Source organism: Lysinibacillus capsici (genome assembly GCF_003367505.1).
GTDB classification, from domain to species: domain Bacteria; phylum Bacillota; class Bacilli; order Bacillales_A; family Planococcaceae; genus Lysinibacillus; species Lysinibacillus capsici.
This window is the reverse complement of record NZ_PXXX01000015.1, coordinates 176,577-198,243: the sequence shown is the minus strand read 5'-3', so window position 1 is coordinate 198,243 and position 21,667 is coordinate 176,577. Positions and strand designations below refer to the sequence as shown.

The 21,667-nt window shown below is 40.3% G+C and carries 20 protein-coding genes; 3 read left to right on the top strand and 17 right to left on the bottom strand.

What is annotated here, in order from left to right:
• Nucleotides 1-14: 14 nt before the first annotated feature.
• The 8 genes from C7B89_RS14315 to C7B89_RS14280 all read right to left on the bottom strand — a co-directional run bounded on the left by C7B89_RS14315 (nucleotide 15) and on the right by C7B89_RS14280 (nucleotide 7,945).
• Nucleotides 15-725 carry a sugar isomerase domain-containing protein gene (locus C7B89_RS14315; protein WP_103117860.1) on the bottom strand — a complete coding sequence of 237 codons (711 nt, stop codon included), beginning with the start codon at nucleotides 723-725 and terminating at the stop codon, nucleotides 15-17.
• 66 nt (nucleotides 726-791) lie between these two features.
• On the bottom strand, nucleotides 792-1,952 hold the full coding sequence (gene nagA / locus C7B89_RS14310) for an N-acetylglucosamine-6-phosphate deacetylase (protein WP_115673972.1): 1,161 nt from the start codon (nucleotides 1,950-1,952) through the stop codon (nucleotides 792-794).
• Between the two features lie 97 nt (nucleotides 1,953-2,049).
• Nucleotides 2,050-3,993, bottom strand: coding sequence for an N-acetylglucosamine-specific PTS transporter subunit IIBC (gene nagE, locus C7B89_RS14305; protein ID WP_115673971.1), 1,944 nt, complete (start codon nucleotides 3,991-3,993; stop codon nucleotides 2,050-2,052).
• A gap of 178 nt (nucleotides 3,994-4,171) precedes the next feature.
• Nucleotides 4,172-5,113: an ABC transporter permease gene (locus tag C7B89_RS14300; RefSeq protein ID WP_115673970.1), complete on the bottom strand. Its 942-nt coding sequence runs from the start codon at nucleotides 5,111-5,113 to the stop codon at nucleotides 4,172-4,174.
• Nucleotides 5,091-6,011, bottom strand: coding sequence for an ABC transporter ATP-binding protein (locus C7B89_RS14295; protein WP_009370928.1), 921 nt, complete (start codon nucleotides 6,009-6,011; stop codon nucleotides 5,091-5,093). Before C7B89_RS14295 ends, C7B89_RS14300 begins: the two co-directional genes overlap by 23 nt.
• Nucleotides 6,012-6,098: 87 nt before the next feature.
• Nucleotides 6,099-6,806: an ABC transporter ATP-binding protein gene (locus tag C7B89_RS14290; RefSeq protein WP_066037440.1), complete on the bottom strand. Its 708-nt coding sequence runs from the start codon at nucleotides 6,804-6,806 to the stop codon at nucleotides 6,099-6,101.
• A 9-nt stretch (nucleotides 6,807-6,815) separates the two neighbouring features.
• The gene (locus tag C7B89_RS14285) at nucleotides 6,816-7,172 is read right to left on the bottom strand and encodes a GntR family transcriptional regulator (protein WP_048390347.1); all 357 of its coding nucleotides are present in this window, start codon (nucleotides 7,170-7,172) and stop codon (nucleotides 6,816-6,818) included.
• Entirely contained in the window at nucleotides 7,169-7,945 is a 777-nt protein-coding gene (locus C7B89_RS14280; RefSeq protein ID WP_115673969.1) for a hypothetical protein, read from the bottom strand. The genes C7B89_RS14285 and C7B89_RS14280 overlap by 4 nt, the downstream gene beginning before the upstream one ends.
• A 190-nt stretch (nucleotides 7,946-8,135) precedes the next feature.
• Between C7B89_RS14280 and C7B89_RS14275 the strand changes: the two genes are divergently transcribed.
• Nucleotides 8,136-8,369: a cyclase gene (locus tag C7B89_RS14275; RefSeq protein ID WP_115673968.1), complete on the top strand. Its 234-nt coding sequence runs from the start codon at nucleotides 8,136-8,138 to the stop codon at nucleotides 8,367-8,369.
• A gap of 6 nt (nucleotides 8,370-8,375) precedes the next feature.
• Nucleotides 8,376-9,050, top strand: coding sequence for an HAD family hydrolase (locus C7B89_RS14270; protein WP_115673967.1), 675 nt, complete (start codon nucleotides 8,376-8,378; stop codon nucleotides 9,048-9,050).
• Between the two features lie 17 nt (nucleotides 9,051-9,067).
• Here C7B89_RS14270 and C7B89_RS14265 read toward each other — a convergent pair whose 3' ends face one another.
• The 4 genes from C7B89_RS14265 to C7B89_RS14250 form a co-directional block, all read right to left on the bottom strand.
• Entirely contained in the window at nucleotides 9,068-10,618 is a 1,551-nt protein-coding gene (locus C7B89_RS14265; RefSeq protein ID WP_054550891.1) for a hydantoinase/oxoprolinase N-terminal domain-containing protein, read from the bottom strand.
• Nucleotides 10,611-11,714 carry a DUF917 domain-containing protein gene (locus tag C7B89_RS14260; protein ID WP_103117851.1) on the bottom strand — a complete coding sequence of 368 codons (1,104 nt, stop codon included), beginning with the start codon at nucleotides 11,712-11,714 and terminating at the stop codon, nucleotides 10,611-10,613. Before C7B89_RS14260 ends, C7B89_RS14265 begins: the two co-directional genes overlap by 8 nt.
• Nucleotides 11,711-12,979 carry a cytosine permease gene (locus tag C7B89_RS14255; protein WP_112117837.1) on the bottom strand — a complete coding sequence of 423 codons (1,269 nt, stop codon included), beginning with the start codon at nucleotides 12,977-12,979 and terminating at the stop codon, nucleotides 11,711-11,713. Before C7B89_RS14255 ends, C7B89_RS14260 begins: the two co-directional genes overlap by 4 nt.
• A 129-nt stretch (nucleotides 12,980-13,108) precedes the next feature.
• Entirely contained in the window at nucleotides 13,109-14,713 is a 1,605-nt protein-coding gene (locus tag C7B89_RS14250; RefSeq protein ID WP_115673966.1) for a PucR family transcriptional regulator, read from the bottom strand.
• Nucleotides 14,714-14,851: 138 nt separating this feature from the next.
• Here C7B89_RS14250 and C7B89_RS14245 point away from each other — a divergent pair, with 138 nt between their 5' ends.
• Entirely contained in the window at nucleotides 14,852-15,697 is an 846-nt protein-coding gene (locus tag C7B89_RS14245) for a pentapeptide repeat-containing protein (protein WP_115673965.1), read from the top strand.
• A 41-nt stretch (nucleotides 15,698-15,738) separates the two neighbouring features.
• Here the strand turns inward: C7B89_RS14245 and C7B89_RS14240 are convergent, their stop codons facing one another.
• From C7B89_RS14240 to C7B89_RS14220, 5 genes are all read right to left on the bottom strand, one after another.
• Nucleotides 15,739-17,454 carry an FTR1 family iron permease gene (locus C7B89_RS14240; protein ID WP_115673964.1) on the bottom strand — a complete coding sequence of 572 codons (1,716 nt, stop codon included), beginning with the start codon at nucleotides 17,452-17,454 and terminating at the stop codon, nucleotides 15,739-15,741.
• On the bottom strand, nucleotides 17,429-18,688 hold the full coding sequence (gene efeB / locus C7B89_RS14235; RefSeq protein ID WP_048390318.1) for an iron uptake transporter deferrochelatase/peroxidase subunit: 1,260 nt from the start codon (nucleotides 18,686-18,688) through the stop codon (nucleotides 17,429-17,431). Before efeB ends, C7B89_RS14240 begins: the two co-directional genes overlap by 26 nt.
• A 9-nt stretch (nucleotides 18,689-18,697) precedes the next feature.
• Nucleotides 18,698-19,567 carry an iron uptake system protein EfeO gene (gene efeO, locus C7B89_RS14230; RefSeq protein WP_048390316.1) on the bottom strand — a complete coding sequence of 290 codons (870 nt, stop codon included), beginning with the start codon at nucleotides 19,565-19,567 and terminating at the stop codon, nucleotides 18,698-18,700.
• 162 nt (nucleotides 19,568-19,729) lie between these two features.
• Nucleotides 19,730-20,929, bottom strand: a complete 1,200-nt coding sequence (locus tag C7B89_RS14225) for an MFS transporter (protein ID WP_054550885.1) — start codon at nucleotides 20,927-20,929, stop codon at nucleotides 19,730-19,732.
• Between the two features lie 11 nt (nucleotides 20,930-20,940).
• Entirely contained in the window at nucleotides 20,941-21,360 is a 420-nt protein-coding gene (locus tag C7B89_RS14220; RefSeq protein WP_054550884.1) for a MarR family winged helix-turn-helix transcriptional regulator, read from the bottom strand.
• Nucleotides 21,361-21,667 lie beyond the last annotated feature (307 nt).

Genomic DNA, 21,667 nt, shown 5'->3' with positions numbered 1-21,667 from the left:
TCCTCCTTTGTATCCTAGAAATGAATACGCTGACCATACTGATCAATGAGCGCATCGTTATTAGTTTCCCCTAAATTACTGCTACCAAACACTGGTACACTAGTGCCCTGTGCATGCATAAGCTCAATGATTTGAGCGAATAAAGCATTTAATAAAGTCGCACCTAACACCGTTGATACAGGGGCATATTGCAATTGGTCAACGGTTAACACACCATCACCTAATGGCACATGCGTATTCAATACTTCATCTACTACTTGCTCTAAACGCTTGCCTGACGGATGGCGCGACGGCTGGTGCTGATATTCCAGTGATTGGAGTGAAATAGTCAAAGCGCCCGCTTCCTTTGCATAGATAGCCATATCAATGGGCACTGGATTATTGGCAGAGGTTGAAATGATGATACAAACATCTTGGTCATCAAATTGCAGCTGATCCTTATAGGTGGCTAAAAAAGCCTGTTTTTTTTCATTTTGTGAGGATTGCCGTGCACCCTGATGTAGCATTAACGATTCTATGTGTATCGGTTTGACAGGCACTAAGCCACCTGCTCTATAGTAACATTCCTGTGCTAATAGCATGGAATGACCAGAGCCAAAGAGCTGGATAATGCCTCCCTTTGTGAGACGTTTAACAATTTGCTTGGCAATATGCATAAGTTGGTTGCTTTCCTGCTGTGCCACCATTGTTAAATATCGATTTACTTGTTGAAAATAGGTATTCATGTTCTATCACCTTTTCATTTCCATCGTTTCATGCAAGATGTTTGTATACCTGCTGCATATTAGTAACTATTGTCCACTTGAATTTGCATCATATAAGACCTTGCCCGCCTTAATCGTTTGGTGGAGCTTTAATTGTTCATCTAAAATCACTGCATCCGCATCAAAGCCTTGTATAAGCTGACCCTTATTACCTAGCTTCAATTGTTCGGCAGCATTAAAGCTGGACATTTTGACAAGCTCCTCCAGCGTACAATTCGTAATGTGATGCATATTCCGTACAGCCTGATCCATTTTTAAAATACTGCCTGCTAACGATCCATTTGACAAATGGGCACCTGCTTCTGTCACATGAACTGTTTGACCGCCTAAATCATATGCTCCGTAGGGCATTCCCTTTGCGCGCATCGCATCTGTAATTAAAATAAGCCCGTCTGCTCCCTTTAAGCGATAAGCCATTTCCACCGCGCCTTCATGCATATGGATAAAGTCAACAATCAGTTCTGCCTTAATCGCATCTAGCAGCAGGACACCGCCAACTACACCTGGATCTCGATGGTGGAATGGACGCATCTGGTTGTATAAGTGTGTCCCCTGTGTGGCACCTAATTGAGCCGCTTGTTGCATTTGCTCAAAGGTAGCATCCGAATGACCAATTGAAACAATGACACCGCTAGCAGAAATACTTTGCACAGCTGCCATGCCATTCGGCTCTTCTGGTGCTAGCGTAATTTGCTTAATTTTATGGCCACTTAGTTGCTGCCATTTTGTCCATATATCTAAATCTAGCTCGACAATATATTCAAGAGGCTGTGCCCCTGCTCGCTGCTTTGAAACAAATGGCCCTTCGATATGAATACCAAGTACCTCTGCTTCATCTGGCTGTGGCTGGAACTGTGCTACATTTTCAATAGCTCGTTCAATGTTGTCATAGCTTTGTGTCATCGTTGTAGCTAAAAAGCTTGTTGTTCCTTCTTTTAAAAGGGATTGAGCCATCGTATGAAGCCCTTCATCAGAAGCATCCATCGTATCCATTTGAGCGGATCCATGAATGTGCATATCAATAAATCCTGGCAATAAAAATTTCCCTGAACCATCAAGCTGTTCTACATCGTGGATATCAAGCTGAGGAGCAATTTGCGCAATTTTACCATCCTTCATCCATACATCTACCTGTTCATCTCGTCCCTTGCCATTCACTACTGTGATATTTCGAATGAGTAAACTCAAGAAAAACATCTCCTTCTTGAACAAGGGCTGTCGAAAGGGCATCCGTGTGCAATAGCTCATTGCCTCTGTATACCTTCGCTAACAGCCCCATTAGTTGTTACTTCTTCATTGTAATAATATTCGTTGAGCCTGCTCGTTGATAGCCAGTCTTTTCAAGTGTAATCTCTTGCCCCATTAAGCTTGTAAAGACAACTGGTGTGATGACAGAAGGTACTTGCCCTTCAATCTGTACAAGGTCTGCTTTTAATAACGTATCCCCACGCTTAACTTTTTGACCATCTGTAACGAACAGTTCAAAACCATCACCATTTAGTTTGACCGTATCTAAGCCTACATGAATTAATACTTCAATGCCCGTATCAGATTTTAAGCCAATTGCATGCTTTGTTGGGAACACCATCACTACTTGACCATCAAATGGTGCATAGACTGCTCCATCTGTCGGACGTATCCCGAAACCTGGGCCCATCAAGCCTGCTGAAAATGCCTCATCAGGCACTTCTGTTAAAGGCAATAAATCACCCGTCATTGGCATTTCGAAATCACGGAATGTCATCGTGTCATTCTTCACCGTTTCTTCCATGACAGGCTGAGCTGATGGAAGTCCTACATTGGCTGGTGCTGGATTGCCTTTTTTCAAACGTTCTTTTATGGCTTCAGCTAAAAACTCCACGGATGTCCCAATGATTACTTGGACATTGGTTTTACTAATACGCATAACTCCTCTTGCACCTGTTTGCTTCAATGTTTTTTCATCGACGCTAGCAGAATCCTGTACTAATAATCGTAGGCGAGTTGTACAATAATCCACTTGCTTAATATTGTCTTTTCCACCTAATGCTTCAATTGTATAATATGCACGTAAATCGACATCATCAGCAATAGCATTTACTTCGCCATCCTCATCCTCATCGTCTTCACGTCCTGGTGTTTTTAAGTCTAATTTTTTGATTAAGAAATAGAATACCACAAAGTAAATCGCCCCAAAGCCTAAACCTAAAGGTAATAAGAGCCATGGTTTATCTGCCAGACCAAGGTTGAGTAAGTAGTCAATTAAGCCTGCAGAGAACCCAAAGCCGTCACGGAATCCAACGAGATAGGCCACAGCCAAAGAAATACCTGTTAATACAGCATGAATACCATAAAGAACTGGTGATAAGAACATAAAGGAAAATTCAATAGGCTCTGTAACACCCGTTAAAAAGGCTGTTAAAGCGATAGAAACGAACATCCCTCCAACGATTGGACGCTTTTCTTTTTTCGCCGCAAAATACATTGCTAGACAGGCTGCTGGTAAGCCAAACATCATAATTGGGAAGAAACCCGCTTGGAAATGTCCAGCTGTTGTGTCTCCTGCAAGGAAGCGGTTGATATCCCCTTTCACGATTTCGCCTGCTGCATTTGTAAATTCACCGAAATCAAACCAAATAATTGTATTGATTACATGGTGGAGACCCACTGGAATTAATAGACGGTTGAAGAAGCCATACATCCCTACGCCAAGTGATCCTGCACCGATCATCCAATTACCGACAGCATCAATACCACCTTGAATTGGTCCCCAAACAAACGCTAAAATACTACCTAAAATTGCCATGGTGATGGACGTAATAATCGGTACAAAGCGCCGTCCACCGAAGAATGATAACCATTCTGGAAATTTCACATTATAATATTTGTTATATAATAAGCCTGCCGTAATACCGGCAATAATACCACCAAACACACCCATATTTAATTCTTCGTTAACAGTCCCTAAAACGGCGACTAAAACAAGATGCGCAATCGCACCTGCTAGAGCTGCGCCACCACTGCTATCATGTGCAAACCCCATCGCAATACCGATAGCAAAAATAATTGGTAAATTCCCTAGTATAGCATTACCAGAAGCGGCCATAATACTAGCAATGTACTGGATGGCTTCATTCGGTACGGCCCCAAGCATATCCGCTGAACCTAAACGCAATAGTAATGCTGCTGCTGGTAATGTTGCGATTGGAAACATGAGCGACTTACCGATTTTTTGTAAGAAAGCAAACATTCATTATCCCCCTTTGGTATAGTTGTCTAGACCACTTTAGTAAAAAAAAAGCGTTTTCACTAAGTTGCTATTATTATAGGCGCAATTCAAAAAAAAATAAATACTTTTTTAATATTTCGTGATGTTAAACAAAAAAAACGCACCCTAATCCAAAATTAGGGCACAGTTCTTCTTTAGCTTATGCCGTGACATCACGTTTCATAAAGGTTGAATAACTAATGACAAGGAAAACTACTGCGTATATAGCAAGTACTGTTAATGAGAAGGGCAACGTCACATCAGCAATCATGGAGCCACCACCATGCTCATACTGTGTTAAATCAGAATGTGTGAGCCAAATATATTTGACGATGTCGTATCGGCTTAAAAACATAACTATCATGCCGCCTGTAAAAGAAAGGAACATCGTTAAACCGATTGCTAATGAGCTTGAACGGAATACTGAGCCAATCAAAAAGGCAAATAATGTAGACATCACAAAATCGCCACCAGATAATAGGTAATGATAGGCTAAATCTCTCCATACAGCCTTTTCAACGACCTGTCCATTGACCATTTCTAATTCCACACCTGTTCCCATGCCGAACAAGACTAAGCCGATAAGGGCACTTACCACAACATTGACCACATACAATAACAAACCAAAAAGGAATGTTGTCAGTAATTTAGACGTTAACACTTTTGCACGGGACATTGGACGCGTTAAGAGCATTTTAATCGTCCCTGCTGAAAATTCGCTCGATACAATACTAGCTGCGGTAATGACTGTAAATAAAGTAACAAGCGTAAGCATACCACTTGTAAAGGACATAAAGCTTGCAAGACTACTATCTTTTTGACTTGGTGCATCATTCGCTAAACGATATTCAGAAATAGCCATCTGCTCTTGAAAGTATGCCTTATCTTCCTCCGTTAAATCTTCACCTGCTAGCGTCTCTTTATAAGATTGAATGGCATCCTGCTCTATGTCCTGCCAAGAGCCTTCCGTCGGGGATTTTACTTCATAATATTTGGTGATTCCAGCAGGAACAAGAATGACAAGAATCAGCATGGCCACCATTGCCCATGTTCCTTTTTTATGCCATAATTTCATCCACTCATTTTGAATTAGCTTCAGCAATTTGTCCGCCTCCAGTCATTTCTAAGAATTGATCCTCTAATGTTTTTTGATGTGGCTGTACAGCAAATAATTGAATACCCGCTTGGACTAGTTGTGTAGTCATAGCTGGGACATCCTCTTTCTTCATTTCCACCACATAGCCTTGATTCTCTGCTACAAAGTTAAAGTCACACTGTTCCAGATAAGCAGACACCTGCTCTTTTGGCTGTGCCTCCACATAATAAAACGATGAGCTTTCATTATGAATATCGCGCAGATCAATCAGCTGCCCATTTTGAATCACAGCCACTCGATCACACATCAATTCAATTTCTGATAACAAGTGACTTGAGACAAAGACGGATACGCCCTCTTCTGAAGCAATCTTACGCAGGTACATACGAAACTCACGAATACCAGCAGGGTCTAAGCCATTCGTCGGCTCATCTAAAATCAAAAATTTCGGTCTGTGCAATAACGCCTGGGCTAATCCTAGTCGTTGTCTCATACCAAGTGAATATGTAGAGACCTTTTCATGTATACGATTTTCGAGCCCAACCTGTTGAATGACCTCCTGAATTCGTTCCTTTGTTACATTTTTATGCATACGTGCAAAATGTAGTAAATTTTTATAGCCTGACATAAATTTATACATTTCTGGATTTTCAACAATCACACCAACCTTACTAATGGCTTCCTCGTAATGCTCCTTCAGTGAAAGCCCGTCGATGATGACATTGCCCTCTGTTGGATGCATAAGCCCTGTCATCATTCGGATTGTTGTTGTTTTCCCCGCTCCATTCGGTCCTAAAAATCCTGTAATTTGGCCTGGATATAAATCAATGTTTAACTGTTGAATTAATTGCTTTCCTCGAATAGTTTTCGATAAATTTTGCAATTGTACAATCGGTTCTGTCATATTTTTCACCCTTTCTAATCTATTTCGCCTGAGCATTATGCAGTCTGGCACGACAACATTGCTTTATTGACGATTCTTTCTTCACCTTTAGCTGTCTTTTACTGAAGGACGATAAAACCCTTTCATCCACTCAACTGCATCCTTATTAGCCACATCGCGTAATGTTTCCACATTCTCGTAGGCCATGATTGATCCTGCCTGCAATAAAATAATTTGATCTAAAATAGGCTCTACCTCATATAATTCATGTGTGGATAGCAAAATCGTTTGATTTTCGATGTCCGTAAATTGAATTAAGCCTTTAATCAGCTGCTCTCTCACAATTGGGTCTAGCCCAGCAAATGGTTCGTCCATGACATAATAAGGAACCTCTCGTCCAAGGGTGGCAGCCATTTTCATACGACCACGATTACCCTTTGATAATTGGCGTAGCTTTGTGCGCGTATCTACCTGTAAAAATTGTGCGACGATACAGGCTTTGTCATAGGAAAAATCTTCAAATTGCGAAGCATAATGCTGGAAAAGCTGTTCACCCGTGTAGTACTCAAAAAACAAATCTGTATCTGGTAAATAAGCAATTTTGTCAGCACTTCTACGTGTGACTGGCTTACCCTCTAGTGTGATCTCACCAGCAGTGGGTCGCAGTAAACCAGCTAAAACTTTCATAAGCGTAGATTTACCACTACCATTTTCTCCAACTAGTCCAATGATTTGTCCAATCGGAAAGGAGAAGGATAGATCCTGTAAAACTGGCTTTTTCTTATATTGAAAAGATACATTTGATAGCTGTAACATCCCTTCACCTCACGCTTTATTTTTCAAAACCACAAGCATCTCTTCCTTCGAAAAGCCTAATGCCTCAATCGATGTTAAAAAATTTTCAGCCAGCTGATTTTTCATCTCTTCCCGCAATAACTCAATGCGCTCCTCATTGCTCGTAATAAATGTACCCTGTCCTCGTTTGGTTTCCGTTATATTCATTGCCTCTAACTCCTTGTATACACGTTGCACCGTATTGACATTGACACCTGTTTCTACTGCATATTCTCGAACAGAGGGAAGTCGATCACCTAGCTCCAACTTCCCCTTCAAAATGTCTCCACAAATTCGATCGACAAGCTGGCTATAAATGGGTTTGTCACGCGAAAAATCCATCGTCATCGTAAAACCACCCTTTCAAGCCACTTCGATGCTGCTAAAAACAGCAGTAGTAATAATAACGTAATGGCTATTTCCTCAACGACATATATCGAGCCAAGCATCCATTCCATCGTCATTTCTTTCGCTTTTGGTAGATAGTGTTCGATGTTTTGAAGCGAAACTTCTCCATGGAGGAAGATCGTTCGATACAGCTGACTCTCCGTTACCCGCGCCCAACCAGCTGTGGTTACATAAAACACAATCATTGTCAGCACAATTGAAAAACGACCTATTATGCGCTTCAATTGCAAATAAAAAGCTAAAAAGAATAAAAGAACGATAAATAGCATTAATTGTAAAATCGCCAATATAATAACAATTATTACCAAAACTAATAAAATTTGTCCAGCGCTCGCGATCAGCTCATCCTTAATATTGAAAATGGCTATACTCGTGAAAAGGATAGTGAAGAGGACATAACCTACTAATGAGCAAACCAATTTTGCTCCGATAAGCTTTGTGATAGAGCTTGTTGAATGGAGCCAGCTCTCCTTTGCTTTAATATCCAAACGCATCGATGCTAAAAATTGTAAGATAGAATAGAATCCACCTAGAAAAAGGACGAGCATCGTAAATGCAAATGCTAGCTGATGCTCATGTGCAAAGAGATCGACATACTGATGTAAGATATATGGAACGATCCAAGATAGCATAAGTCCCATAAATATCCCTACTAGAAACCATGAGCGATAAAGTACCCATTCTTTTTTTAAAAGTCCTGTAAAGCTTTTCAATCACAACACCTCGTGTCATAGTGTACTAGTCACATATTACACTATGACTTTTTTGTTGGCAAGTGGTAAATACAAGAAAAAGGAAATTTTGTTTACTCAACAATTACGCTTATGCTCAAAGAAGGTATTCACCTATTAAACACAGAATATATGGATAGCACTCTAACACTAAGCGTAAGGTGGTACTTGAATGGATAAAAAAGTTGTCTTTGATTTTGAAATTGAATTTACCAATGGTGGTGGCATACAAGGGCAGGATTTTCGCCTTGATATTGATGGAGATGACATATCGGACGAAGAGCTAGCTAAGTATATTGTGGAAGATATGAGGTTGCTCATGGTTGGCAAGGTTACGATCCTAAACAAAAAAATTATTAATGAAAAACATAAACGAAAACCTCTTGATGAGCAAGAAAGGACATGAAGCTCGTTGAAAGCGATACTATTTGATTTAGATGATACCTTACTTAATCGAGATCATGCTGTCGATAACCTGTTTTATATTATTTTGGAAAAATACTATGGTGCTATTCAGGGTATGCTCAAAAAGGACATGCTGGAAAAATTTAAGGAATACGATAAAAGAGACTATGGGATTGCCGATAAAACCAATGTTTTATCATCGTTTTTTGATGCGTTTCCATCAACCTTTCAATTACCTCGCCATGACATGCAAGATTTTTGGGATCAGCAGTTTCCATATTGCTTTTCTATCGATCAACATATGTTGAAGGTTCTCCAAACGATTAAGAAGCAAGTACAAGTTGGCATTATCACAAACGGCTCTACACAGCGACAAAAGGCTAAAATCACACATACAGGTTTAGCTAGCTATTTTGATATTATTCTTATTTCTGAGGAAGTAGGCTTAACTAAGCCTGACAAACGCATATTTGAATTAGCTCTACATCAGCTCCAAGTTCAGCCAAATGAAGCCTTATTCGTTGGGGATGACTTAGCAAAAGATATTGCTGGTTGTCAGCAAGCAAGGATGAAGGGCATATGGTACAATCCTCATCGGCTCACGAATTCTACTGACATTAAACCTGATGCAGTGATTCATTCATTTGAGCAATTAATAAAAGGAAGAGCCCTGTTTAACTAGGACTCTTCCTTTGACTGTTACACCATTTTCCCTACTACTTTTACCTTCAATCTTGTTGCATTTTCTGGATGATACGCGAGAGGTGTTTCTTCTACTTCCACTAGCTCAATGGTATCCTCAAGAGCACCTGCTAATACGGCTTGTTTCACAGCCTTGTTTTGTGCATCCTTTAAGGATTCCTCACGCGGTTCTTTGGAATAAATATAAATTTGCTCATATTGACCACTAATTTGTGCAATCGAGGCTCCGATGGCATTCGCAACACCACCGTATTCAGATTTTACAATTGTGGAAACGCCCCGAATCTTTTCTGGCACAATGATACCACCACCCCCTACTAAGACTAGTGACACATCCTCTGAGGAAGTTTTCATCTTATCAATCGCCTGTTCTAGTAACGAAGAAATTTCTTCTTGAACGGCTTTGGCAAAGGCTTCATCAATATGTGCCACTAACGTGGAATCACCTACATCTGCTAAGCCTAAACGGACAGCGATATCTGTTGTCGTTAAGGTCGAGCCACCGAAAACAAGGGCCTCCTCACTGATTTTATAGCCTACACTATCCGGCCCAACTGTAATTTTGTTGCCGTTCACACGAACAATACTTCCCCCGCCAAGTCCGACTGAAATAATATCTGGCATCCTAAAGTTTGTCCGAATGTCTCCCACTTCAACTGCGACCGAGGATTCTCGCGGGAAACCATCCTGTAATACACCGATATCTGAAGTGGTACCCCCAACATCCAATACCATTGTGTTTTGAATTTGGGATAAATACGATGCTCCACGGATACTATTTGTTGGTCCACAGGCAATTGTTAAAATTGGGAATTGCTTGGCGTAGTCGATAGACATTAATGTACCGTCATTCTGGCATAGATACACCTCTACATCAAAAATGCCTTCCGCTTGTAACGCCTGTACAAAGCCCTGTGTTGTTGTCTCAATCACCTTACATAATGCAGCATTTAGAATCGTAGCATTTTCACGTTCTATTAACCCGACTGAACCTATTAATGAGGAGCAGGAAATTGGAAATTCCTCGCCATAGACTTCTTGAATCCATTCACGAACCTGCAATTCTTGATCATTTTTAATAGAGGAAAAGACACCAACAATCGCAATGGATTCTACTTGACCACGCCATTCCTCTAGTAGTTTTGTAATTTCCTGTTGATCAAGCGCACTCAATAATTGGCCGTCATATTCATAACCACCATGGGCAATGGCATAATTACCAGATAATTTATCAATCATATCCGCTGGCCAAGCTGTATAAGGGAGTACGGAAGCCGTCGCTGGATAACCTAGTCGAATGACACCAACCTTTGCTAGCTTTTTACGTTCAACAATGGCATTGGTGCATTGTGTTGTCCCTAACATCGCATGGGTAATTTTTGTTTTGTCAATATTTGCACCCTCTAGTAATTGTTGCAGTGACTTTTCAATCCCTGTTTTAATATCTAAGCTTGTTGGTGATTTCACACTGTAAATAAGCTGGCTATTATGGTCTAAAAGGATGGCATCTGTGTTTGTTCCACCTACATCGATTCCAATTTTATACATGCTCTGCTACCTCCTTTTTCACTAATTCCTCAATTGGCGTATACTCATATTCATAGCCAAAGTATTTGGGTCCAGCTGTTTCAATACCTTTTGCTGTACGCCATTTTTCATGTGCTGGTAAGCCAATCACACGCACACGTTTACCATATTTTAAGCTCTCTGTTGTAACAGGCAATAAAGTTTCATAATCCACCAAACAAATTAAGTCTGGTGTCATCGCTATAACCTGCTCGTTTTTCTCAGCTAATAAGTTTTCATTTTGGAAATGAACCTTCATTTGATCATTTTTATAAGATTCAATACCTTCAAGATTCATTTTACCTAGGTTAAAGCCACCCTTCGTTTCACGAATAACATCCACTATTTTTCCTTGGAAAAGCTCATATCCATCCGTAAGCTTTAAAAGGCTTTGTAGCTTATCGTTCACCTCTTGGTCTTTCGAGGCAATAATTTCACCAATTTTTTCAGAAAGCGTCACTATATGATGAACACCGCTTTGTTTAATTTGCGCACCCGTTGTTGGGTAGAGGCTCACTAAAGAACTAGCGCCCATTTCTACTGTTGCTGTTCGGGCGATACGCTCGGTCCATTTATTATCAATGGTTTCAAAAATACCAATATTCCCTTTTTCATCAGTGATGGCCATTGGCGTTGCCGAAATCCCATCTAAGTGGAATGTCACCATTTGTAATTCCGGAAATGCACGCCCCATGCCATCACAATCAATCAATGGTAAGCCAAGCTGTGCTGCTACTACAATAGGAATCATCGAATTGACCCCACCTGCTTCCATTGGATAGGTACCTGCAATTTTTTCTTTCCCTAAATATTGGGCAAGCTTTTGGAAAACCTTAACAAACTCATCGCCACGTGGGAATTTTTCTACTAAAACTGATGGTGCCCCCATCATTGCGGCTGGAATGAAAAAATCATCATCCGCAATTTCATCCACTGAATACAATTTTACAGGGCCATTTTTTTCGATAGCAGAAAGCGCCATTAATTTTCCAATATAGGGATCTCCTCCCCCACCTGTTCCTAAAAATGCTGCCCCTATGGCAATATGTTCAATAGCTGCCTGATCTAAATATCTCATCTATGTTCCTCCAATATGACCGTTTTTTGTACAGATACACGATACCCAACATAATAAATCACGAATGAAATAATGATGCCAATCATCGGTTGGTTTGGTAGTGCTGGCAATGCAGGGAATAAGGAAAATACCACTGGCATACAGGCAATTACAGCACCTACTAGCCAAGAAAATACACCTAATCGATTGACCCCTTCAACTTCCTGCCAGCTATCTGTTTTGCCTTTATGAATGACCCAGTAGGAAGCAATCATCACCCCTGCAACAGGCGGAATCATCGCCGATAAAATTGACATGATAGGTGTAAAATAATTTAAAATCCCTACAACGGCTAAGATTGTGCCAATTGTACCCGCCACACCTATGGCTAATCGTTCTTTGTTTTTAGCAACATCAAATACATTAATTAAGGCAATTCCACCTGAAATTGCATTGACCAAATTGGTTTTCCATGTTGCTAAAATCAGACCCACTCCACCAATAAAGGGTGTTGCGATATGCAGAAAGACTGCTGTAATATCACTTGTTTGATAGGCAATCGTTAAGACAGCTCCCACAGCAATCATTAGCACCCCTGCAGGAATAATCCCTAATGTAGCGGCTTTGAAAACGTCTGAACGCTTTTTTGAAAATTGCGAATAATCACCCGCGATAACAGCCCCTAATGCAAAGGACCCAATCGTTACAGCTAAACCATCCATAAAGCTCATATTGCCCTGTGGCTGATAATCCCGAACGAGCTGTAGTTGCTCACCAGTTAATATTTGACCTAAACCATACAGACAAATGATGACGAGCAATGGTACGGCGATATAGCTTAAAATACGCAACACCTTCATCCCATAAAGTGCGGATACGACCATAACCATACCACTAATGAATGAAGCGATTGGAATGGGTATATTCAAATGATAGATTGCTAATAAGTTTGCTAAGGCTACGCCACAAACATTGGCCTGAATGCCAAACCACCCTAAGCAAGCAATAGCTAAGATAATGGATAATATTGTACGAGAGCCCTTTTTTCCAAACACTTGTCCTGCTATATGGACAGTGGGCTTTCCTAAATCACTGCTTTGCATGCCTTGCAAAATCATGATGATCACGACAATAGCATAGCCTACAAAAGCAACAGCCAGTGCCTTTGATAAACTCATATTGGTAATCAGTGCGTTACCGACTAATAAACTGGGAATACAAATCATGGCACCAGCCCAAATAATGCCTAAGCTATACCAAGATTGACCTTTATTTTCATTTTGCATGTGACTCCCTCCTTATTTGGTGATGGATTAATGTTTTTAATTATAGAAGATAGGTAGGAGTTGAGTCTTTTGCGCAAATGAAAAAAATAATCTGAAATTTTGTTCAAAATGACAAAATTTCAGATTATTCTAATCATTAATCAATCGATATAGCATGCAAGCCATGTAGGCATCATAAAATTCCGAATATACGGTAACATCTGTGCCAATCAGCTCACTAATTTTTTTGATGCGGTATTTCACCGTGTTTTTATGGATATAGAGGAGCTCTGCACAGCGCTCCACACTAGCATTTGCATCTAATAAAAAGGTTATCAATGTCTGCAAGGCATCATGGTCACGTATAATGGGTTCAATTACAGACAAATATTCTTCAATCATTTCCTCGCCCTGCTTACTGACATCAATTGCCCTTTTCATGGAGCGCACTTCCGCTGCAGTAAACAATTTTCGCATCGGATAAATCGTATGGGCTTTGTCCCCCACCTGATTGACCAATTGATACATTTGACGAACAGACTTTGTATTTCTCATTTTAGGTGCATAAACAATTTCTGCGATTTGGGCATCATACTGAGTAGTTTCACTATATTCAATGGCAATCTCAAACTCATGATACTTATAAAAGCAATTGCCTACCAGTACAATCATACAATGGTCAATGCATTGGATGACTCTTGTTTGATAATATTTGGACAGTTGCTCTTCTAATTCATCGCGAATTCTTTTTTCGTCTGCTAAATCATGCATGTAGACAAGCCACATCATTTGAATGGCGGAAACATCAATATGAAGAAGATTGGCTAATCTTCTCATTTTCTCCCCTTCGTCATTGATAATAGCTTTAACTAAGGCATATTCACTAACCTCATCATGCTTGTCTCCCCATAAATTTATGGCTACTTGCACAACCTCACTTACTTTTTCAATTGTCTTAGCAGGTAATTTTGTATTTTCTTTAATCAGAAATAAAAATAGCGGCTCGCCATTTTTTTGATGTACTCTTTTATAGTCTACGACACAGGCGACATCACTTCTTAGCAGCTCGAGCTTGCCTGCTTCCCTCTGAAAATTGGATTGGGAGCATTCTTCAATGACATTCGCTACATCTAATGATGAATTTCGTGGCCACATCACTTGGTTCACAATGTCAAAATGACTATTGGTGAGCACAATATTCGCCTTTAAACGATCTGAAAGCATTTTCAGTGTAATTTCAACACTTCTTAAATGCTCAGGTAGTAACGATACCTTTTCTAATGTCTCTTTGACAAAATGATCATTAACGCCTTGATTACTAACAATCGCTTCCATAACCTCATAGATAACCTCGTTATAGCGCAGTGAATAATCATTTCGCGGCATACAAATGATAATAAAGCCTTGTGCCTCCGCTAACGCAAGCACTTCTTCTGGAATATCAGGCAATACAATGCCGACATAATATAAAATAAGCCCCAGCTCTCCTAAATCATGTAAATGCTGTATCGTTTCACATTGCTGCTCCACACTATCTCGAATGGAGTAAAAGGAGCTAATGACAAGCTCCTCTGCATACCATTCCTCCTGTACACGGTTAATAATTTTCGAATAAAAATCAACATTCGATACCTCTAATACAGATAGAGATGATACGGTACGGTGCAGATTATCTCGCCCTGTTAACACCTCTGCGCCACGAAAAGATGGCAATTGTAATAATTCATTGACCGTTACCCCATGTTCCACCACCACTTTTCTTTACAACTCTTTTGAAGAAGAATACCATATCCCCTACTATCTTTCAAAATACAGTTTGCTCTCTATTTTAACTGGTAGCTTGTTAGTGTTAAAATAGTAACTAAATGGATAAGATCAGAGAGGAAAATGAGGATGTCTAATCAGACAAAAACCATTGGTACAAAAATCCGACACAGTCTACAGGCAGATTGTCAAAGCTGTTTTGGCTTGTGCTGTACCGCTTTAAATATTGTGGCTTCTAGTGATTTTGCGATCAATAAACCCGCAGGCACGCCATGTCCTAATTTGCAGGATAACTATAGCTGTCACATACATAGTCAGCTACGAGAGACAGGTTTTAAGGGCTGTACCGTTTTTGATTGCCTAGGCGCAGGTCAACAGGTTTCACAGGTGACATTTCATGGACAGGATTGGCGACAATCTCGTGAGCATGCTGACAAGATGTTTCGTGTTTTTCCTATTATGGAACAGCTTTACGAAATGATTGCATATGTGGCGGAGGCTTTGTCCTATCAGGTGGATAATATGCTTTATGAACAGCTAATTGCTCAATTGAAGCACCTACAGCAGACAATAGCTCAGGATGCAGATACCTTATTAGCATTGGATATGGTAGCTATTCGTATGCCGATCAATGCACTATTGCTCCAAACTAGCGAACAAATTCGCCAGCAAAGTGTGAAGGGAAAGGCTTCTAGAAACTTGAATCAGCGTGGGGCTAATTGGATGGGCAAAAATTTAAAAGGCAAGGATTTACGAGCGACTGATCTAAGGGGGAGTTATTTAATCGCAGCTAATCTTCAAGATGCGAATTTACAGGGAGTAGATTTCATCGGGGCTGATTTGCGAGATACCAATTTACGAGGTGCTGATCTTTCAACAAGTCTGTTTTTAACCCAAATGCAAATCAACGCCGCACAGGGGGATCGTTCGACTAAATTACCTTCCTATATAAAACGACCTGCTCATTGGCAATAAAAAAAGGTAGATGGCGTTTTACGCTCATCTACCCTTTTTCATTAGGCTTGTTTCTTTTTATAAAGCACAGTAGCCGCCACTAACACAAGTAAAATAGACTGTCCTATGATTGTTTCCACCGTTGGATAGAAGCCCATCAAGCTAATAACAGGTAAGCCATCAACAATCGTTGTGGACAGATTATCTGTCAGCTGCAAAGTATGCAGACTGACACCAATAATTTTAAAGGCTAGCACATAAATTAAAATAGTTGCTACTGCAAAAAATTTGTGAATTGGAATTTTGCCACTTGCTTTAAATAACACAACTGCAAGTACAGCAAGAATGAGCAGTGCCACCACAATTCCAAGTATAAACTGCGACGTTTCCATTTTAGGTGCAATCCCCGCATAAAAGACTAGTGTTTCTGCACCTTCACGGAAGACCGATAAAAAGCTAATCATAGCCATCGCAAAAATAGAGCCACTCGAAATGGCATTACCCATTTGTTTGGAAATATAGCGATTCCAACTGACCACGCTTGATTTACTATGCAGCCAAATACCCACACCGATCATCATCGCTGCAGCAATTAACCCTACATAGCCTTCCATTAACTCGCGATTCGTATCAATCGTTGCCGAATTTAAAATCGTCGACATAAGGATGGCAGCTACGGCGGATAATAGAACGCCGACAAACGCTCCGACATAAATCCATTTGCGCATGTTGTTTTGTCCTGATTTATTAAGGAATGACACTAAGGCTAAAATAATCAGTAATGCCTCTAGTCCTTCGCGTAATAAAATTAACGCAGCGTCCCAAATGGTGTAATCGGTATCCCCTTGAATTAGCTCAATTTCAGTACGGAATGTATTTAATTGTTTGGTAATAGCTTGCTGATCGACGTTGGATTTTAATAAATCACTCGCGATAATCGGCATATCACTTTCAATTTTCGTGTAAAGACTACCATTACGTGTGGAGATTTCAATTTCTACGCTTGGCCAAATGGTAATAAACTCACGTATTTTATTTGAAGCCGCCTGGTAATCACCAGCATTGACAAAATCATTGGCCTCATCTATATAGGCAATTAATGTCGCTAATGAATACTCCCCCTCTACCACTTCGGCTGTTTCTTTACCAGCTACAAAATCCTCAATCGTTTGCTTTAAAGCAGCAAATTGAGATTGCATAAGCGCTACATCAGGCTCCTCAGCAGAAATAGAGATACGAAGAAATGCCATTTGTGTTTCGATTTGCCCGTACATTGCGATACTTTGTTCACGCACAGGTCGCTCATTTTTATTCCATTTACTATTAAAATCTTTGTAGGCTTCATCAATGGCCTGAATATCACCACTTGCTAAAGCTTTTTCAAAGTCTGCCATTATCGGCTTAAATTTTTGTCCAAACTCTGCTCGCTGTGCCGCTTCATCCACTGGATTTTCAAGCTTTTCTAATGCACGCAATGCATTGGATAGTGCGGATAGCGCCTCTAAACGTTCATCCTTGGACGTTGCCTCAGTAGCCTGTGCAAGGATTTCATCAACCTTTGCTTTTGCCTCTTTCTGCTCTGAAGATACTTTAGCCCAATCAATAGCAAATTGTTCAAGTGCCTGCTTGGCCTCTGCCTCTTTATCCTGCTTTGTATTCATCAGTGCATCACTAATCGCAATATAGAGATGACTATAGGACTGCGCAGCTTGCACAGGTAAAGCTAAAGTCAGCATAAGGGCAAACACGATACTACAGCGCGTTAAAAAGTGCTTCACCTAAATAACTCCCCTTTTGTACACCAGGGAAGCAAGCAAACACGGCACTGCCTCGATGGGTAATGTACTCATTCATTTTATCCATACGCCCTAAGCTATTTTGGATGGTTGTAAATTGGGCTGGATCTTTTTGAAAAGAAATAAAGATTAGCCCCGCATCATGGGTCCCTGTATTCGACATCACGCCTGACGCATAAGAATAAGAGCGTCGCAAAATACGCGCACCTGATTTCCGCGCCAAATGGACATGTGATGTATCAGGCATAATATAATTGCCCTTATCATCCTTTGCCTCTACATCAAAATCATCGAATTCCTTTGTTTTGCCAAAAGGTGCCCCACTGTCGCGGTAACGGCCAAATGTTGCCTCTTGATCTTTCAATGATGTACGATCCCAAGTTTCAAGATGCATTTGAACTTTACGTGCAATTAAATAAGAGCCACCCTTTAACCAGCCTTTATCCACCCACACGACCTCATTTAAGTCTTTTTCATCCGTAATGGCTGGATTTACAGTACCGTCCTTAAAGGCGAAGAGGTTTCGTGGTGTCCCTCCACTAGCTGGAAACGAGTTAAAGCCCGCCTGTGACCATTTTATTTCTACTTTACCTGAAGCAGCTCGTACTAGATTACGAACAGCATGGAAGGCTACCTGCGGATCATCTGCACAAGCCTGAATACACAAATCACCACCTGTGTATTCTTTCTGTAGCTGATCTTTAGGGAAATGTGGTAAATCCTTTAGCTCCGCTGGTTTTAAATGCTGGATGCCCAGTTTATCAAATAATGAAGGCCCGACACCAATGGTAATGGATAGATTAGATGCATCTAAGCCCTCTGCCTCTCCAGTATCGCCAGTTGGCACTCTTGTATTTGTCGATACATCGACCATGACTTCACCATTCATTAAACGCACAACAAGGGGTGTCCATTGCTGGAACAACGCTTGTAGTTCCTTCTTTGATGTCACTAATACATCTAAAGAAGCAAAATAAATATTCGTCTGTACAGGTGTCACAATACCTGACTGATGCTTGCCATAGAAATTGACCTTATTGCTAGCCGTCGTGCTATCTGCTACTGGCTCAAAGACATCATAGCCCATTGCTTTCATGACACCACCCAAGCCAGAGGCACCGATGGCAACACCTGCCACACCGATACCTGTTAGCTTTAACATATCACGTCTAGAAATTTTTTTATTTATAAATTTTTCCTCGTTTGACGTTGTCATTGTTTATGTTCACTCCAAAATGATACCCATTTGACTTAATGGTTCTCCAAGCTGATTCACCGCTGCTGCCAGTGCTTTTGTGTTTTCCTCCGTTAATTCTTCGTAAGATATATAGCCACCATCAGCCGTTGTATGCTGTGCTAATAAATCATCTACTGCTTTGAATTTTTCATCAAGTGTTGCCACTAATGTAGAATCTTTTGCTTCTAATTTTGAGCGTAAAATCTCAAAGATTTTTTCTGCGCCTTCAATATTCGCTTTAAAATCATAAAGGTCTGTATGAGAGTAAATTTCTTCCTCACCTGTAATTTTAGATGTTGATACTTCATTTAATAAATCTACTGCACCTGTAATCATTAAGTCAGGTGTCACTTCCACTGTTTGCACAAGCGCATGCAATTCCTTCGCATCTGCAAGAAGCTGATCTGCTACAGCCTCATAACCTTTTGTTGTATTTTCTTCCCAAAGAGCATACTCAAGCTTATGGTAGCCTGACCATTCTTCCTCACCTTTACCTTCTTCTTGAATATCTGCTAAACGTCCATCGATGCGAGGGTCAAGATCACCGAAGCTTTCCGCAATTGGCTCAGAGCGTTCAAAATACATACGTGCTGGCGCATACGCTGCCTTTGCCCCTTCAATATCGCCTGCTTTGAATAGGTTCACAAATTTCTCTGTATCTAGTAAAAATTGATCCATTTGCTCTAACGCAAATTGTTGATAGGCTGATAATTCAGAAGATAAATCCACCTCTTTTGTAGCTTGCTCCGCCTGTTCTGTTGCTGGCTTATCTTCTTTTTTTACTTCTTCTGTATTGCCACAGCCAGCCATTAAAATGCCTCCTGCTACTAATACCGACAAAAATGATTTGTTTTTCATACTTCGTACCTACTTCCGAATTTGTTTTATATTGTGATGATAATGATTATCATCATCTATTGCAACAACTATTTTTGTAAATAGAAAAAAACGTCATTTTTCAGTTATTCTTTACGAACAACTAGAAAAAAGACGTTTTTTCTACAATATAATGATTCTAATCTACAAAATTTTTGCTTGTTTCAAATTTTCATGTTTTCCATGTAAAAGGTAATAAAGCACAATCGACACTAAAATAACAAAGACCATCGAGAAGAAAATCGAGCTGTAGCCCATAGATGGTACAAATAAGCCTAAGAAATAAGGCCCGACACCTAAGCCTAAATCATAAAAAATAAAATACGTAGATGTCGCAAGTCCTAAACGCTCATTTGGTGTTACTTTGATGGCAATTGCCTGTGCCACCGAGTTGAAGTTTCCATAGCCAATCCCGATACAAGCGGCAGCGATTAAAAAGGCAATCGTAGTTGTTGCTGAGCTAAAGGCATACATGCCTATTGCAAACAACACTAAGCATGGATAGATAATGATATTTGCCCCTCTTGTATCAAGCAATTTCCCTGTAAATGGACGTGTAGCCAAAATGACAATAGCATAGATAATAAAGAAGTAGCTACCTGCTGATACTAAATCTAGCTCCTTTGCATAAAACGTCATAAACGACATCACACCTGAATAAGCAAAGCCAATTACAAGTGCCACAAAGGCAATCGGTACTGCACGCATTTCAATAAAGTTCGTCACTTTAAACCCAGCCTTTACAGCTGTATCCTTCGCTTTTTTCGGTGCATCTGGCACGGTCACAATATAATACATAAAGAAACAAATAATCGCTAACACAGAATCAACTGCAAAAATCATACGATAATCTGCAAATAGCTGTGTTAATAATATTCCAATGAATGGGCCAATGGCTGTGGCTAGAATAGCGCTTAAGCTATAATAACCAATCCCTTCTCCACGACGCTCAGCTGGTAAAATTTGCGCAATAATGGTACCTGTTGCTGTACTGGCAATCCCTAGTGCAATCCCCTGTACTAAACGATTGATCATCAGCAGTGGTAAATTGCCTGCTATAAAATAAGACATTGTTGATAACATAAATAATAATAGTCCACAAAATAATGTTTTTTTGCTACCCCAGTCTCCAATAATACGCCCTGTCCCAAGACGACCTAATAGTGTCCCGATAATAAAAATACTCGATACAAGCCCCGCTGTACTTGTAGAGGCATTAAAATGCTCCACCGCATATGCTGCTATCGTAACCATTAATAAATAAAAGATTAACGTAATGGTAAAATTAATAAGTGAGACAATTAAAAAATCTTTTGTCCATAGTTTCTTTCTGGTTGCTTCCACGTTGCTCTCTCCTATTGATTAATATTCATACAAATTCTTGCTAAAACCTGTGTCGCAATGTCAATATCTTGTTTTGGCACGCCTGCCAAAGCCTGCTCAAAAAATGGATTTAGATGCGACTTTATTTCCAGCACAAGCTCTTCCCCATGCTTTGATAGGTGTACCAGCTTTTCACGCTTATCCTTGCCCGTCATCGTTTCCACATAGCCTAGCTCCACCAGTTTATGTACAAGCTTCGTGACACTTGGCTTCTCTATAGACATGAAATTCGCGATATCTACAAATGAATGTGGACCCTTATCATTCAAGAAACGAAGCACTGCCCACTGTGAGCTATATAACTGATAGGGTTCAAGCTGCACATTCAGCTGATTAATAAACGGCCGATACATTAAGCGGTACTGATTAAAAAATTCCTGTTCAATTGTCACACTATCACTTCCTTTTATATTAGTTAGCCTAGCTAACTATATACCTAAAAACTCTATTTGTCTAGTAGGAAATAAGCGAAACATCGCTCTTGGGGGTGAGTGGTATCCTGCTCTATCCACTTAAACGAGGCGTATCCTACACTTTCTCTGTTCTATCCACCACTTTGCGCGTTCTATCCGCTACTTTCCTTGTTCTATCCGTCACTTTCAGCAATCTATCCACTTACACGAAGCGTATCCTCCACTTTCTCTGTTCTATCCACCTACTTCAAGCGCCCTTTCTCTCTACAGCACTAAAAGCTACAAT